This is a genomic window from Paenibacillus sp. J22FR21, assembly GCF_056269135.1.
This window is the reverse complement of record NZ_JBWDNJ010000006.1, coordinates 286,774-301,579: the sequence shown is the minus strand read 5'-3', so window position 1 is coordinate 301,579 and position 14,806 is coordinate 286,774. Positions and strand designations below refer to the sequence as shown.

The 14,806-nt window shown below is 51.6% G+C and carries 9 protein-coding genes; 7 read left to right on the top strand and 2 right to left on the bottom strand.

Translation table 11 applies throughout. The features are described 5' to 3' along the window. The first annotated feature begins 12 nt into the window (after positions 1–12). The 3 genes from AC0YNS_RS22265 to AC0YNS_RS22255 all read left to right on the top strand — a co-directional run bounded on the left by AC0YNS_RS22265 (position 13) and on the right by AC0YNS_RS22255 (position 7,771). Positions 13–690 carry an amino acid ABC transporter permease gene (locus tag AC0YNS_RS22265; RefSeq protein ID WP_475783153.1) on the top strand — a complete coding sequence of 226 codons (678 nt, stop codon included), beginning with the start codon at positions 13–15 and terminating at the stop codon, positions 688–690. Between the two features lie 20 nt (positions 691–710). Then, positions 711–1,457, top strand: a complete 747-nt coding sequence (locus AC0YNS_RS22260; RefSeq protein ID WP_475783152.1) for an amino acid ABC transporter ATP-binding protein — start codon at positions 711–713, stop codon at positions 1,455–1,457. A gap of 173 nt (positions 1,458–1,630) precedes the next feature. Further along, entirely contained in the window at positions 1,631–7,771 is a 6,141-nt protein-coding gene (locus AC0YNS_RS22255; RefSeq protein WP_475783151.1) for a S8 family serine peptidase, read from the top strand. Positions 7,772–7,834: 63 nt separating this feature from the next. Here the strand turns inward: AC0YNS_RS22255 and AC0YNS_RS22250 are convergent, their stop codons facing one another. Together AC0YNS_RS22250 and AC0YNS_RS22245 are read right to left on the bottom strand one after the other, a co-directional pair. Continuing rightward, positions 7,835–9,781 (bottom strand): FtsX-like permease family protein, encoded by a 1,947-nt coding sequence (locus AC0YNS_RS22250; RefSeq protein WP_475783150.1) that lies wholly within the window; start codon positions 9,779–9,781, stop codon positions 7,835–7,837. Continuing rightward, positions 9,768–10,535 carry an ABC transporter ATP-binding protein gene (locus AC0YNS_RS22245; protein WP_475783149.1) on the bottom strand — a complete coding sequence of 256 codons (768 nt, stop codon included), beginning with the start codon at positions 10,533–10,535 and terminating at the stop codon, positions 9,768–9,770. Before AC0YNS_RS22245 ends, AC0YNS_RS22250 begins: the two co-directional genes overlap by 14 nt. Positions 10,536–10,718: 183 nt before the next feature. Here AC0YNS_RS22245 and AC0YNS_RS22240 point away from each other — a divergent pair, with 183 nt between their 5' ends. The 4 genes from AC0YNS_RS22240 (at position 10,719) to AC0YNS_RS22225 (ending at position 14,798) form a co-directional block, all read left to right on the top strand. Then, on the top strand, positions 10,719–11,390 hold the full coding sequence (locus AC0YNS_RS22240) for a response regulator (protein WP_475783148.1): 672 nt from the start codon (positions 10,719–10,721) through the stop codon (positions 11,388–11,390). Further along, a complete protein-coding gene (locus AC0YNS_RS22235) occupies positions 11,387–12,400 on the top strand; it encodes a sensor histidine kinase (RefSeq protein ID WP_475783147.1) in 1,014 nt (337 codons plus the stop codon). The genes AC0YNS_RS22240 and AC0YNS_RS22235 overlap by 4 nt, the downstream gene beginning before the upstream one ends. 345 nt (positions 12,401–12,745) lie before the next feature. Beyond that, on the top strand, positions 12,746–14,086 hold the full coding sequence (locus tag AC0YNS_RS22230; RefSeq protein ID WP_475783146.1) for an arsenic transporter: 1,341 nt from the start codon (positions 12,746–12,748) through the stop codon (positions 14,084–14,086). 43 nt (positions 14,087–14,129) lie between these two features. Then, entirely contained in the window at positions 14,130–14,798 is a 669-nt protein-coding gene (locus tag AC0YNS_RS22225) for a hypothetical protein (RefSeq protein ID WP_475783145.1), read from the top strand. Positions 14,799–14,806: the final 8 nt, after the last annotated feature.

The window sequence follows — 14,806 nt, the reverse complement described above, 5'->3', positions numbered from 1 at the left end:
CGGTTGATCAATATGAGCGATCGCACAGAGCGGCTGCTGCACATCTTTCTCGATTCTTTCATGCCCTTGCTGAAGGCAGGGTTAGCTTTTACAGTACCGTTAACGATCATTTCGTTCGTGCTGGGGCTGCTGCTCGCCGTCGTAACCGCGCTTGTACGGCTGTCGGATATGCGAGCGCTGGCTCAATTGGCGCGCTTCTATGTGTGGATTATCCGAGGGACGCCGCTGCTTGTACAGCTCTTTATTATTTTCTACGGACTGCCGAGTGTCGGCATTACAATCGATGCCTTTCCATCGGCGGTGATCGGGTTCTCGCTAAGTGTGGGCGCCTATGGTTCGGAAATCATACGCGCCGCCATCATCTCGATTCCGCGCGGACAGTGGGAAGCGGCCTATTCACTCGGGCAGACGCGCATTACGGCGCTGCGCCGGATTATTCTGCCTCAGGCGGCGCGAGTGTCCGTGCCGCCGCTGTCTAATTCATTTATCAGCTTGGTGAAAGATACGTCGCTGGCGGCGACGCTCACGCTCACGGAGCTTTTTCAGAAAGGGCAGCAAATTAGTGCAGTTGTCTATGAGCCGCTGCTCATCTATTGCGAAGTGGCGCTGATCTATCTGCTGCTGTGCACGGTGCTATCCACACTCCAGCGCCGATTGGAACGATATTACGAACGGTATGATACCGGGTAGAGGAGCATGATGAAGGCGCGATGATTCAGGTTCATAATCTAACGAAATCGTTCGGCTCTTCGCCTGTGCTCAGAGGCATCGATATGCACCTCGAGCAAGGCAGCGTGCTCGTCGTGATTGGCCCGTCCGGTTCAGGCAAATCAACGCTGCTGCGCTGCCTGAATGTGCTGGAGGTGCCGACCTCGGGCTCGGTTGCAATTGGCAATGCGAGCATCGACTTTCGGCCCGGCGTGAAGCCGAAGATTGCCGACGTGCTGTCGCTGCGGCGGCAAACGGGGATGGTATTTCAGGCGTATCATCTGTTCCCTCATTTGACTGCGATCCAGAACGTCATGGAGGGGCAGATTACGGCACTGCGCCGAACGAAAGCGCAAGCAAGAACGCGGGCGCTGGAGCTTCTCGATAAGGTAGGGCTCGCGGATAAAGCAGATGCTTACCCGCATCAGCTATCCGGCGGTCAGCAGCAGCGGATCGGCATTGCGCGTGCCATGTCCATCGATCCCAAGCTGCTGCTCTTCGACGAGCCGACCTCGGCTCTCGATCCTGAATTGGTGCAGGAGGTATTGAAAGTCATCCGTGAGCTTGCCAAAGAAGGACGCACGATGATGATCGTGACGCATGAGATGAAGTTTGCTCGTGAAGTGGCCGACCGCATTATGATGATCGACGAGGGCGTAATCGTCGAAGAAGGCCCACCTGAGCAAATATTTGGAAGCCCTCGGCAGGAGCGAACCAAGCAGTTTTTATCGATTTTGCTGGAGAAATGACAGTCAAACCGGGAAAAATGGAAAAATAATTACAATTGAAAGCCCCGTCCTATCTGAGGATGGGGCTTTTTTATGCCGAAATTCCCCCCATTGTCGGTTGGTGGGATAGCAAGTAGATTTACATAATAGAGTTGCTCTAGCCTATTATTTTTTCTACTTGAAGGAGAGTCGGTATGCACAAGAACAGAAGAAATAAGCTTGTTTCGAAAGTTATCGTCGGCAGTATGCTATTATCGCTTGCCCTTCCCTATAATGTGTTTGCAGCGAATCCGCTTCAGGACGTTAGTCCTTCCAACTACAATCTCTCACCGGCACAAAAGAGCGCATTGAAACAGCTGGAGTTCAAGCGTCCTGTCATTTCGCCTGAGCTTGACCTTAAGAGCTCGGCTTCCGTCTCCGTCATCGTGGAATTTAAGCAGGCGCCAGCGCAGGTGGAAGTGCTCAAACAATCGTCCAAAGGGGTGAACATTTCCCCTAATAAAGCGTTAGAGGAAGCCGAAGACGACCATGCGACGTTCAAAAGCTATGTGCAGCAGTTGGTAGAGAAGAAAGAGGCGCAGCAAGGCCCGACTACCTATGGAGCTGAAGAAGTAGCAATTACCAGAGAATATCACCATGCTTTTAACGGCGTTGCCATGACTTTACCGGGCAAAGATATCGAAAGCCTGCTTCGTTCCGGCGTAGTTAAAACGATTTATAAGGACAGTGTCGTACAGCTGGATCCGAAAGAGATGGAGCTGCTGACCGGTGCAGAAGCCGTCCAGCAATCCGATGCGCCGTCCACCGATAACTCGATTCCGCTGGCTGGCATTAATGACTTGCATGCGCAGGACATTAAAGGCCAAGGGATTAAAGTTGGCGTTCTCGACACGGGGATCGACTATAACCATCCGGATTTGATGCATGCCTACAAAGGCTATCGCGCGCAAGAGGGCGTGGATCCAAAGACGATCGATCCGTCTACAATTAAAGGCTGGGACGCCATCGATAACGATGCAGACCCGATGGAAACCACGTATAAGGATTGGCAAGCATCCGGTCAACCGGAGGATCAGGGAAGCGGAACCTACTACACGTCTCACGGCACGCACGTATCGGGAACAATCGTTGGCCGCGCCGAGAACAGCGCAACCGACGCTCCGACACTGGGCGTAGCGCCTGAGGCGGACTTGTACGTATACCGCGTATTGGGCCCTTACGGCAGCGGCACGGAGAGTCAAATTATGGCGGGGATAGATAAAGCCGTTCAAGACGGCATGGATGTCATAAATCTTTCTCTTGGGGTTATGGTTAATGACCCGCTCATGGCTGAGGCCGTCTCGATCAATAACGCTACGCTGCTTGGCGTAGCATGCGCGGTAGCGGCAGGGAATGCGGGACCGGATGAGAAGACGGTAACTTCACCAGGTACATCGCCGCTAGGCATCACAGTTGGTGCAAGCGATTTTGCGATTGCGCTGAAGACCATGTCGGGCAGTGTGTCGGATGCTTCGGGTTCGATTTCTCTGGAAGAGATGCATGTTATTGCATACAACTATTCCTCAATGGAAGGTTTGTTGAACACAGAACAACCTTTCGAAGTTGTTGATGTAGGATTAGCGGATACGGCCGACTTCGAAGGCAAGGACCTTGCGGGTAAAGTTGCTTTCATTCAGCGCGGAACGCTTCCTCTTCAAACCAAAGTCGAGAATGCAGCGAAAGCTGGCGCTATTGCTGCGATCATGTCGAATAACGTAGCTGGCGATATTCCTTTTGTTGGCGATGGTTCCGGCTTAATCCCAACTTTCGGAACCACCCTAGCAAATGGTGAAGCCTTGAAAGGAATGGCAGCTCCGAAAGTATCGTTCAGCGCCATGGGAAGCACCGTTACAGAAGGCGGCCATTTAGCTGGTTTCAGCGGAGTAGGCCCGGTTAATGGCAGCTATGATATCAAACCGGATGTCGTTGGACCAGGCGTGAATGTCTATTCCACTTACCCGGAGTATATTCACAGCAAGGAAGAAGGCATTGACTACTCGCATGCTTATTCGCGAATCTCCGGCACATCGATGGCAACGCCTCATGTAGCGGGTATTATCGCTCTGATTTTGCAGCAGCATCCCGAGTATACACCTTTCGATGTCAGAGCAGCGCTAATGAATACGGCGGATGACCTGAACGGCGACTACTCCGTCTATCAAGTCGGCGCAGGCGAAGTCGATGTGAAGGAAGCCGTGAATGCGGATGTGTCCATCACGGTACTGAACAAAGTCCAGACGCTTGATCAGAATGGAATGCCGGTGACAATCGACAACCCTACGGGTTCGATTTCCTACGGCAATCACGCGAAGTTCACGGACATTGGCGAAAGCAGAAATATGACCATCGCGAATCATAGCGCAATCGATAAAACATTTACGTTTGCTGCTGAGTTCTTCGCAGGTGGCAGCGTGAGCGCGGCCGACAACAACGTTACGGTTGATGTGGGTGGCGTCGATTCCGTTAAAGTTCCGGCAGGCGCATCCGTAACGTTGCCGGTAACGGTTGTCGTTCCGCAGACTGCGGCAAACGGCAGATACGAAGGCTATGTCCACCTTACCAACGCAGATAATGGGAATGAGAAGTATCAGGTTCCTTTTGCGATTCGTGTTGTGGAGCCGGGTATTGATTATATGTACCTGCTTAATCCGGCGTTCATGTCGGAGTATCCATCAGTTGCTCATCCTTTCCAAGACAGCATGAAATATATGATGTTTAAGCTGAATAGTCCGATGGTCTCCGTGGAAAGCGTAGTGACGGACAAAGACGGAAATCCGATCGGAAGCTATGCTCCACAACCTCGTGATGCAACGGATGCTCCGGTGGATGAAGAGCTTTGGCTTCAAGTGGGCGAGTCTATACTCCCGTATATCGGCGACCCAGCGGACAATCAGATTTCGAAGCAGTTTGAGCTATTGAAGGAAGGCGAATACAAGCTTCGTCTAATTGCGAAGGATGCAGAGGGTCATATTTATACGAAAGAGTCCCTGTTTATTATCGATAATAAACGTCCAACCCTCACGTTTAATGATTATGCACCGGGCGTGTATGAGGTCGAAGATTCTATGTTTACGACTGAGGAGTTGCAAGGCACCAGCCACAATGCCATTTGGATTCATGCCAATCTGTTCGACGAAGGGACGGAAAAGCTGGCGCCGCTTGGCATCACGCAAGCCGCAAACCGTCTGTTCTATTATCAGAACCAGAATATCTTCCCGGACGGTGAGTTCAAAGTCGAGGACAATGGTGACGTGAAGTTCGGCATCACGCGCGAAGATTTGATTGATCCGAAAACAAAAGAAGACAAGCCGCTTACGCTGGCATTATTCCCAATCGATTTGGCGACGAACGGTTATTTGGTCGCGGATTTCCAGCATTACGGATTCATCAAAGCAGGTTCGCCTTATGTCGTTCCAGAGTATGATAAGGACAAATTGGCTTTGAACGATGAAGTCACTATGACGCTAAACCTGAATAATGTTGAAGATTTGATCGCAGGCACATACGATGTGAGCTACTACAGAGAACTTGAATTCGTAGATGTGAAAGTGAACGATGCATTCCAGGCAAAAGCAGACGAAGCAGGCGTAACCGTCAAACTGGATGAAGCGGTCATTCATGAAGACCCGGTTTGGTCGTCCAAGAACATCGTGAACGTCGGTGCCTCCGTAGTCGGCGATAACTTCGCCGGATTTGACGGAGACATGCCATTCGTTGATGTGACGTTCAAATTGATTGATGACAGGTTGTATACCGGTCTTGATAAGATGAATATCGAACAGAACATCGAGAAATTTTTCTATACGAAAGCAGGAGAGGAAGCCGTTGTGCAAATTCCTCTGTTCAATCAAGTCGACAGCTACAAAGTGGCAGCTAAGCATTCCAATGTAGAAGGGTCATTGTGGCCTGAAGCTCTCATGATTTTCGACGGTGATTATGGCAACCTGGATTATTCCAAGGACTATAGCAAAATAGGTGCTAAAGTGACTGCGAACGTAGACGGCACTACGTATGAAGCGACTATTGAGCGAAATGGCAAGGTCGTGTTTGATAATCTCCCGCTCAGCGAGAACGAGACGGAATTCACCATTAAAGTTCTGGGGCATTTAAATGGGCAAGTCTCTATGAAAATCGGTAAAACGATGTTCGATGAACATGTCGGTGAAAATGCTATGTTAGCTCAAGCGCTCAACCTTGCAGGTGATGTAAACGGCGATCATATGATCGATATTCTGGATGCGCAGCTGGTAGCCGCACAAGCTTACAAGCGGTCCGATACGAACTTCCCGGCGGAAGATTTGAACCAGGATGGACTCGTTGACGGAGAGGATCTGGCGTTTATCGACAAGAACTTCCTGGAAGTGGATTCGGAAGCGCCGGGAACGCCGCAAGAGACGATCGATGGCAAAGGCTTGCAGGACTTCGTCGATGAGCTGGCAGCTACTGAAGCGATCAGCGACCTCACGAATAAATCGTTTAACGAGCATGAGGCCGAATTCGAATGGACAGCTGTGGCTGGAGCGAATGCGATTTCGATCGACCAGTCGAGTGACGATGGAGTAACTTGGAAAGCAGCGAAGACGACTGCACCGCTTGCTCTAAACGCTTCGAATGCGAAGGTACAGGACCTGAAGGCAGGTACCGCCTACAAATTCAGAATCGTTGTTACGGGCGGTCGGAATGCCGGCGTGTCCAACATCGTGGATGTGACGACCATAGCGACACCGATCACCGATTTCACGAATAAAGCCGTTACCGAAACAGAAGCTCAGTTCGAATGGACCGCTGTATCGGAAGCTTGGGAGCTGGCTATCGAACAATCGACTGATGACGGGGCAACATGGACCAAATCCGAAACGACCGAATGGCTTGCATCCGATGCTGCAACGGCGACGGTAAAAGGCCTAACGGCGGGCACGGCATATACATTCAGGATTGTTGTATCCGGAGGACCGAGCGCGGGTGAATCCAATATCGTATCGGTGACAACGGCATCGGCGTTTGTTCCTGGAGGCCCTAGCGTACCGACGCTGCCGGATAACCCTGTAACCGATGGGGATAACGGGGTTATTCTTACTCCGGATGCTAATGACGTGAAAACAGGCACAACGTCGGACGGTAAAACCGTTGTAACGGTTAAGCCGAATTCCGAGGATCTTACGAAGGCGTTCGAATCATTTAAAGGCACTGATGCATCGAAACAAACGATCGTAATCCATCTCGATCAAGCGGCTGACAACATCGATTTCAAATTGCCGGCAAGTGTGCTTGCTGATGCGGTAGAGTCGAATCCGAACGCGGTTATCGTCGTGGATACCGATAAAGGAAGCTTCAATCTGCCGATTAGCACAGTGGACTATAAGGGTCTTGCGAAATCGCTTGGATCCGATTTAAGTGGCATGACGATTTCCATCGAGATGACGGCTCCGTCGAAGGAGCAAGAGCAGCAAATCGCAGACAGCGCGAAAGCGAACAACATGAATGTTGTCGGTGTCGTTAACTTTACCGTGACTGCAAGCGCAGGCGGTAAATCCGAAGAGATCACAAACTTCGGCAGCACTTACGTAACAAGAACGATCGTTGTAGAAGATCAAGGTGGCAGCAAGCAGTTTATGGCTGTCCTCATTGATCCGGTTACTGGCGAGTTGTCGTTCATCCCGGCGACGGTGAAGAACAACAACGGCACAGTAGAAGCCGTCATTAAGGCTCCTCATGCAAGCTTCTACGGAATCGTTGAAGTATCGCCAAAAACATTTGCCGATGTGACCACGCATTGGGCGAAGAAAGAAATCGAGCTGCTCGCTTCGGCGCTGCTTGTTAAAGGCACTTCCACAAACACATTCTCGCCAAGCAGCACCGTAACACGTGCGGAATTTGCCGCTATGCTGGCAAGGGCACTTGGTCTTGAAATGGCCGATACGGCAACTGCATTTGCAGACGTGCCGGCTGACAAATGGTACGCAAGTGCCGTTCATGCCGTAGTAGAAGCGGGCATCGTTTCCGGACGCAGCAAGGACAGCTTTGCTCCGAACGCAACGATTACGCGCGAAGAGATGGCGGTCATGCTGGCTGGCGCGCTTAAGTTCGCGGGTAAATCATCCGCTGCAACGTCGCTTTCCTTCACAGACAAAGGCAGCATTGCAGGCTGGGCTCAGGATGCTGTAGCGCAAGCTGCAGGCGCAGACATTCTGCAAGGCAATAATAAAGGTGCATTTGCACCAAAAGCGAATGCAACGCGCGCGGAAGCAGCGGTTGTATTGAAACGTTGGCTGCAATACGTGGGCTTCACGAAGTAAACAAATAGGACTGGGCAGGGATGAACCTGCTCAGTCCTATTTTTGTTGTACTCACATGCGGCATTATGCCGCAGCTCCATTAACGATCCGATTCACGGATGCGACGGTAATGCCGTAGTACACGGCATAAATGATCACATAAGCGATCATGGCCAAAGCAATGCTCCAACTACCGGCAATCAGATTCACATTGTCGAGCACCTTCAGGATCATGGCGCTGTGGGCGATGCCGACAAGAAGCGGCAGCGCGAAGATGAACTGCGTCTGCTTCGCGATCGCCCGGCGGATCTCTTGCCGGCTGACGCCTATCTTGCGCAGCACCGCATAGCGCTCGCGGTCGGCATGTGCTTCGGCCAGCTGCTTAAAGTAGATGATGCTTCCGGTCGCCGCAAGGAACACGAGCCCGAGGAAGCCGAGAATGAACAAATTAAGACCGCCATTCTCGAGTCCTTCGCGGTAAGGGGTGTAGAACGGCGACATTTCATCATCTTCTTTCGCCATCGCAAGCAGCGTTTTGGCCGTCGCTCCTGTCTTGCGTTCATTCTCGACGTTGTAAGCCATATACGTAATCAGAGACGAAGTCTTCGACATCGCGGCGAACGTCTCGTCGCTTACGACCAGCGCAAGGTCGGGATAACCCCAGCGCAGTACATGCTCCTCCAGGAGCTGCGTTACGTGAACCTCCGTCCGTGGAGCGACAGCCGCCGCATCCTTGCCGCGCCAATCGATCGTGCGGCCGATGAAATCGGCAGACGAGAGATCGGACGTATAACGCGGCCGAATGATCGCGGCCTCACCGCGCTGCAACTCACCAAGCTGACTGCGTTCTCCGAGCGCACGGACGGCGTCCGTGTATGCACTGGCCGACATCACTTTCATCGGCATTTCAGCAGCGGGAAAGGCGGAAGGAATATAGACAAGCTTCGATACGTCACCTACTGCACGCAGGACGGGAATTTGCGCCTGCGCCGTAACCGGATGCGATTTATCCGCCTCGATAAGAGCGGCAGCCTTCGCGTCAAGCTCGCTGCGGCTCACCCAGCTGTAGCTGAACGGCGCAGCCTCCTTGGCTGCCCGTCCATTATCGGTATACATAATACATCCCGTACTGACGGCGCTTAGCGCCATCGCACTCAGCAGCGCGATCATGGTCAGCGTGCGGGTATTGCCCTTCATGCGGTATGCGAGCTGCGAGATGGCAACGAGGTTCATCCCGGCATAGTAGTTGGATTTGTTCCGCTGCGCAAGCTGTAGCAGCTTCATAATGCCAGAGCGAAACAGCAGATACGTGCCTGCAATCAGTCCAATCAAGAACAGTAAGCCGTTCCGGCCCATCTGTGAAGTGGTCGTCATCGGTTGAAACACGATCCAATAGCTGCCTGCAAGCAGCGCTGCGGCCGCAAGGGCCGCGACCAGCGAAGTGCGCGGAGCATGCTCGCCTTCTTTGTCCGCTTGGAAGAGCTGCGCGAGCTGGAACCGATACACCAGGCGGTAAGCCCGTACCGACACCAGCAAGATGAGCGCCATGAACACGATGAACGTATTGACGATGGCAGCGCCGGAGAAACGGAAACTGACCTCTACCGCGGAATCCAACAGCTTCAGGAAGATCATCGCGAACATTTTGGAAAGCAGCGTGCCGAGCAGCACTCCTGCCCCAAGCGCCAATGCGCCCATCAGTAGATTTTCATAGAAGAGAAGCAGGCCGATGGTTCTTTTGCGAATGCCGAGCAGCGAGTAGAGACCGACTTCCTTTTTCCGCCGTCTCGTGAAGAAGCCATTTGAAAACCAGATAAACACGGCAACGAATAGAATGAGCACGATGGAAGCACCGAAGAAAACGTTGCGAATGCTGTCCGCAAGCTCCATGGTGGCCTTGATTTCACGGCTGTACATTAACGAAACGAAGGTGAAGTAGATCATGACGCTCAGCACGAGCGAGACGAAATAGAGCAGATAGCTGCGCGCGTTGCCGATCAGATTCTTCTTAACCAAGCTAAACAAGGTCACCGGCGCCACCTCCAAGCACGGCCAGCACATCGAGCACTTTCTTGAAGAATTGACTGCGCGGCATCGATCCCCGCACCAATTCGGTAAACAACGTCCCATCCTTGATAAAAATAACCCGTTTGCAGTAGCTCGCGGCAAACGCATCATGCGTGACCATGAGAATGGTGGCGCGATCTTGCTCATTCAATCCCCGCAAGCTGTCCAGCAGGTCGGCGGCTGCTTTGGAATCAAGCGAGCCGGTCGGCTCGTCCGCGAGCAGCAGGCTCGGGCGGGCGATCATCGCGCGGGCGGCAGCCGTCCGCTGCTTCTGACCACCGGAGATGTGATAGGGATACTTATCGAGGATAGCCCCTATTCCGAAGGTGGCGGCGACCTCCTCTGCACGTCGCTCCATATCTGCGGCTTTCGCCTTAGATAGTGCAAGCGGCAATATAATATTCTCCTTCACCGTCAGCGTATCGAGCAAATTGAAATCTTGAAAAATAAAGCCGAGTTTACTGCGTCTGAATGCTGATAGCTGCTCCTCTTTCATGCGCAGCATGCTCTGGCCGTCAATGATAATATCGCCGGCCGTCGGCTGATCAATCGTCGCCAGCAGGTTCAGCAGCGTCGTCTTGCCTGACCCGGACGGGCCCATGATGCCGACGAACTCCCCCTCCTGCACAGTGAGGTCGATGTCCTGCAGTGCGGTATATAGATTTCCCTTAGCGCCGTATACTTTGCGCACGGCGGTTGCTTGCAATATAGTCTTCATCGTCAGTTGTCCTCTCCATTAGGCGCTCATTCGCACCGGGTATAGCTCCATTGTACAGGAATCAACCCTAGCTCAAGCTTACAGCTTCCGCGATAACCTTACAGATTTGTCAGGTTGGTTGCTTCCTATTCGGGCCGAAGGTAACATGAAGGAAGAAACCATTGCAGGAAGCGAGGGCTGCGCTTGAAAATCATGATCGTCGAGGATGACGCGACTATACGGGAGATGATCGGCGAGTCGCTGAACAAGTGGGGGTTCGAGACAGCGGCCATCGTCGATTTCCAAGACGTCATGGGGCGGTTTGCCCGCGAGGAGCCGCATCTGGTGCTGCTCGATATTAATTTGCCGGTCTTCGACGGCTTCTACTGGTGCAGCGAAATCCGCGCAGTGTCGAAGGTGCCTATCCTCTTCATTTCCTCTCGCAATACCCCTATGGATATGATTATGTCCATGAATATGGGCGGGGATGATTTTATTCAGAAGCCGTTTCACCCCGATGTGCTCATTGCTAAGATTAATGCGCTGCTGCGCCGAACGTATACTTACATGGACGCACAAACGAGCGCCATCGAGCATGAAGGTATTCTTCTCAATTTGAAGGATGGAGCCCTCTATCAAGGCGAGCGGAAGGCAGAGCTGACGAAGACGGAATTCGTCATTATGAGCCTGCTGATGCGGCAGAAAGGATCCATCGTCAGCCGGACGAAGCTGATGCGAAGTCTGTGGGAGGACGAGAGCTTCGTTGACGACAATACGCTGACCGTTAACATCGTGAGGCTGCGCAAGAAACTGGCTGAACTCGGCCGTGAAGACTTCATCTCGACGCGCAAAGGGCAGGGGTATATGATCGAATGACCTTTCTCTCTTATTTGAAGGACAAGCGGTATTATGTAAGCTGGTTTGCAGTTGTGCTGCTGTTTGTGACCATCATGCTGATTGTCGGCGGCAACGGCTGGAGTGACGTGGCTTACATCGATGGAAGCTGCCTGGTGTTCGCCATTATCTATGTGGTGGCAGGCTATTACTATCGGCGTTCCTTCTATAAGGAACTGTCGGAGCTGCTCCATAGCGGCGAGCTGGAACGGTTCGAGGCGCTGCCGGATCCGCAGAACGAGGCCCAGGCGTTGTATTTCGCGCTTCTCCGCGGCCAGCAGGAGACCTACGTCAAGCGTCTTCAGCAGGTACAGCTGGAGATGAAGGATCATCAGGATTTCGTGATGTCCTGGATTCACGAGGTGAAGCTGCCCATAACGGCAAGCAAGCTGCTGCTGTCGGGCAGCGACGATAAGCCCGTCGATGAGTTAGTCGACAAGCTGGAGGATGAGATCAGCAAAATTGACAGCTACGTCGAGCAAGCACTGTACTATTCGCGGATTGACTCGTTCTCCAAGGATTATTTTATAAACGAAATCGGCATTTCAGCAGTCGTAAAAGGGAGCGTGAAGAAATACGCGAAGCTCTTCATTACGAAACGCATCCGGATTCTGCTCGCGCTAAGCGATGACATGTTCGTCGCCAGCGACAGCAAGTGGCTGACGTTCATGATCGATCAGATTATGGCTAATGCGCTGCAATATACGGAAGAAGGCGGTGAAGTCGCGACTTTCTATGAGGAAGACAGCAGAGAGAGGCGGCTTGTCATTCGCGATACCGGTATCGGCATTCGTCCGGAGGAAGTGCACCGCGTGTTCGATAAAGGGTTCACGGGCTCTAATGGGCGCACGCATACGAAGTCGACAGGGATGGGGCTTTATCTGGTTAAGCAGCTGGCTGCTAAACTCGGGCACGGGGTGTCGATCGCTTCGGAGGAAGGCGTATTTACCGCGGTTACGATACATTTTCCAAAGTTTCGAAGATTGGAATAGCCAAGCTTATCAGTCAAGAAATAAGAACCATCGCCATTTCATATGGCGGTGGTTTTTTGTCATTTTTTCCATCAACAGCGATAGGCGATAGGCAAATATCTAATCCCGGCATTTGCCATTCAGAGATATCTATCAAGTGTTGATAGGAGATGGTTTTCATAGATTCGGGGGTATTGTCCAGTACGAGCCATCTGCCTTGTACATATATATACAGTACATAGCTGCAGTTAGGGGCGTGCAGAGGAGGAATCTATGAAAACAGCAGGGCGAAGAATGAGTTCTTATTCGGCTTGAAAGGAGAATGAAAGACTAGAGAAACGATTCTTTGAAGAGAGGTAAAAAAACATGCACGACATAATGGCAATCATTACAGTTTGTACGTTCTTCCTAACCGTCGGCTTTATGTTTTGGCGTCCGAATGTGAATGAAGCGATACCAGCCACAGTTGGAGCGGTAATTGTTTTGCTTACCGGTACGGTGTCGCTTGGAGATTTAGGAAGCATCACAGAAACGATCTATGGCGCCGCTATTACCATCATAGCGACGATCGTCATGGCGATTGTGCTCGAGAGCTTCGGGTTCTTCAATTGGGCCGCTGAAATCTTAACCCGCAAGGCACGGGGCTCGGGCGTCCGTCTATTCTGGCTCACCAACCTGTTCTGTTTTCTCATGACGCTCTTCGTCAACAATGACGGCAGTATTCTGATTACAACACCGATTCTGCTTATGCTGCTTAAGAGCATGGGGCTCAAAAACCATCAGAAAATACCGTATCTCCTCTCCGGCGCTCTGATCGCAACGGCCTCCAGCGCTCCCATCGGTGTAAGCAACATCGTCAATCTGATCGCACTCAAAATTGTTCATATGGACCTCTACATGCAAACGGCGATGATGTTCGTGCCGGCATTTATTGGACTGGTGTTCATGGCGCTTCTCTTGTTTGCGATCTTCTACCGTACGCTTCCGAAGAAACTGCCTGAGATCGAGCCGTGGAAATTAACGCCGGGTGGCCATCCTCTCAAGGGGAAAGCACCTAAGGAGAACCTTAACCGCAGCAGCAAGTTTATGCGCAATGTGCTTATCTTCGTCTTCTGCGTGCGTATCAGCCTGTTCGTTGCTTCGTATGTCCATTTTCCCGTCGCGTTAATGGCCGTCATCGGGTCAGCCTTCCTGCTCACATGGCGCTGGATTTATCTCAAAGTACCGCCTGTCGATATGTTGAAGAAAACGCCGTGGTATATCTTGATCTTTGCCTTTGGGATGTACGTCATCATCTATGGACTGCGCAATATCGGATTAACGGAGTGGTTAATTGATTATTTACAGCCGCTGGTCTCCGGCAGCTTATTGCACGCAAGCGTGTTGATGGGCGTGCTGCTGAGCATCATGTCCAACTTGTTTAACAACCATCCGGCATTAATGGTCGGGACGCTCACTTTAACGAATATGGGTCTGGACCCGCTTACGCTCAAAGTTTCTTATCTGGCAAGTGTTATTGGCAGTGATATCGGTTCGCTTCTGCTGCCGATTGGTACACTGGCGACCATCATGTGGATGCATATCATCAGGAAAGGCGGTGTGAAACTCAAGTGGACCGAGTATATGAAGATAACGGTCCTCGTTATTCCGATAACAGTGCTGTTCACGCTTGTCCTGTTAACGTACTGGGTAAGCTGGATTTTTTGACCAGACAAGCCAAGTGAAATATGAATGTAAAGGAGGGACTGGCTTGAATCATTTGATTCCTTTTCTTGCGGAGAAAATAACGGTGGAGGTGACGGGTAAACAGCAGTTAGCGGGTAAATTAGTCGATGTCGGTCCGGATGTTATGGTCCTCTACCATCAAGAACGGTATATGTATATTCCGACCATCCACGTGCACAATCTGAATCCGGACACTTCAACCGGTAACGTTGATGATCAAATAGGAGATCCGAGTGCGATGCTGCAGACGGCTTCCATCACTCTACTGGCTGTGCTTCAGGAAGCGAAAGGCATGTTCGTCGAAATTAGCGTCAGCGGCAGTAAACCGATGCATGGCTTCTTGCAAGGCATTATGGACGACTATCTCGTGATCTGTTCGCCAATCTATAACGCGGTTTATGTTTCACTGCATCACTTGAAATGGATTATTCCTTATCCGACTTCTCATCTCCCATACGCCCGAAGTGCGGATACGCTTTCGATGAAGCCGCTGCCGCCCGCTCTATCCAGAAGCTTCGAGGAACGGTGCAAAGAAGAAGAAGGCAACATGGTCGTTATCAATCTTGGCGGACAATCCGCAAAATTAGGCGTCATCAAGAAGGTGAGCGGCGGCATCATCGAATTCATCGAAGCGCGTGGAAGCAGCACATTTTTGAATATGCGGCACATCAAATCCATCTATGCGCCAAAGTAATCCTTTCG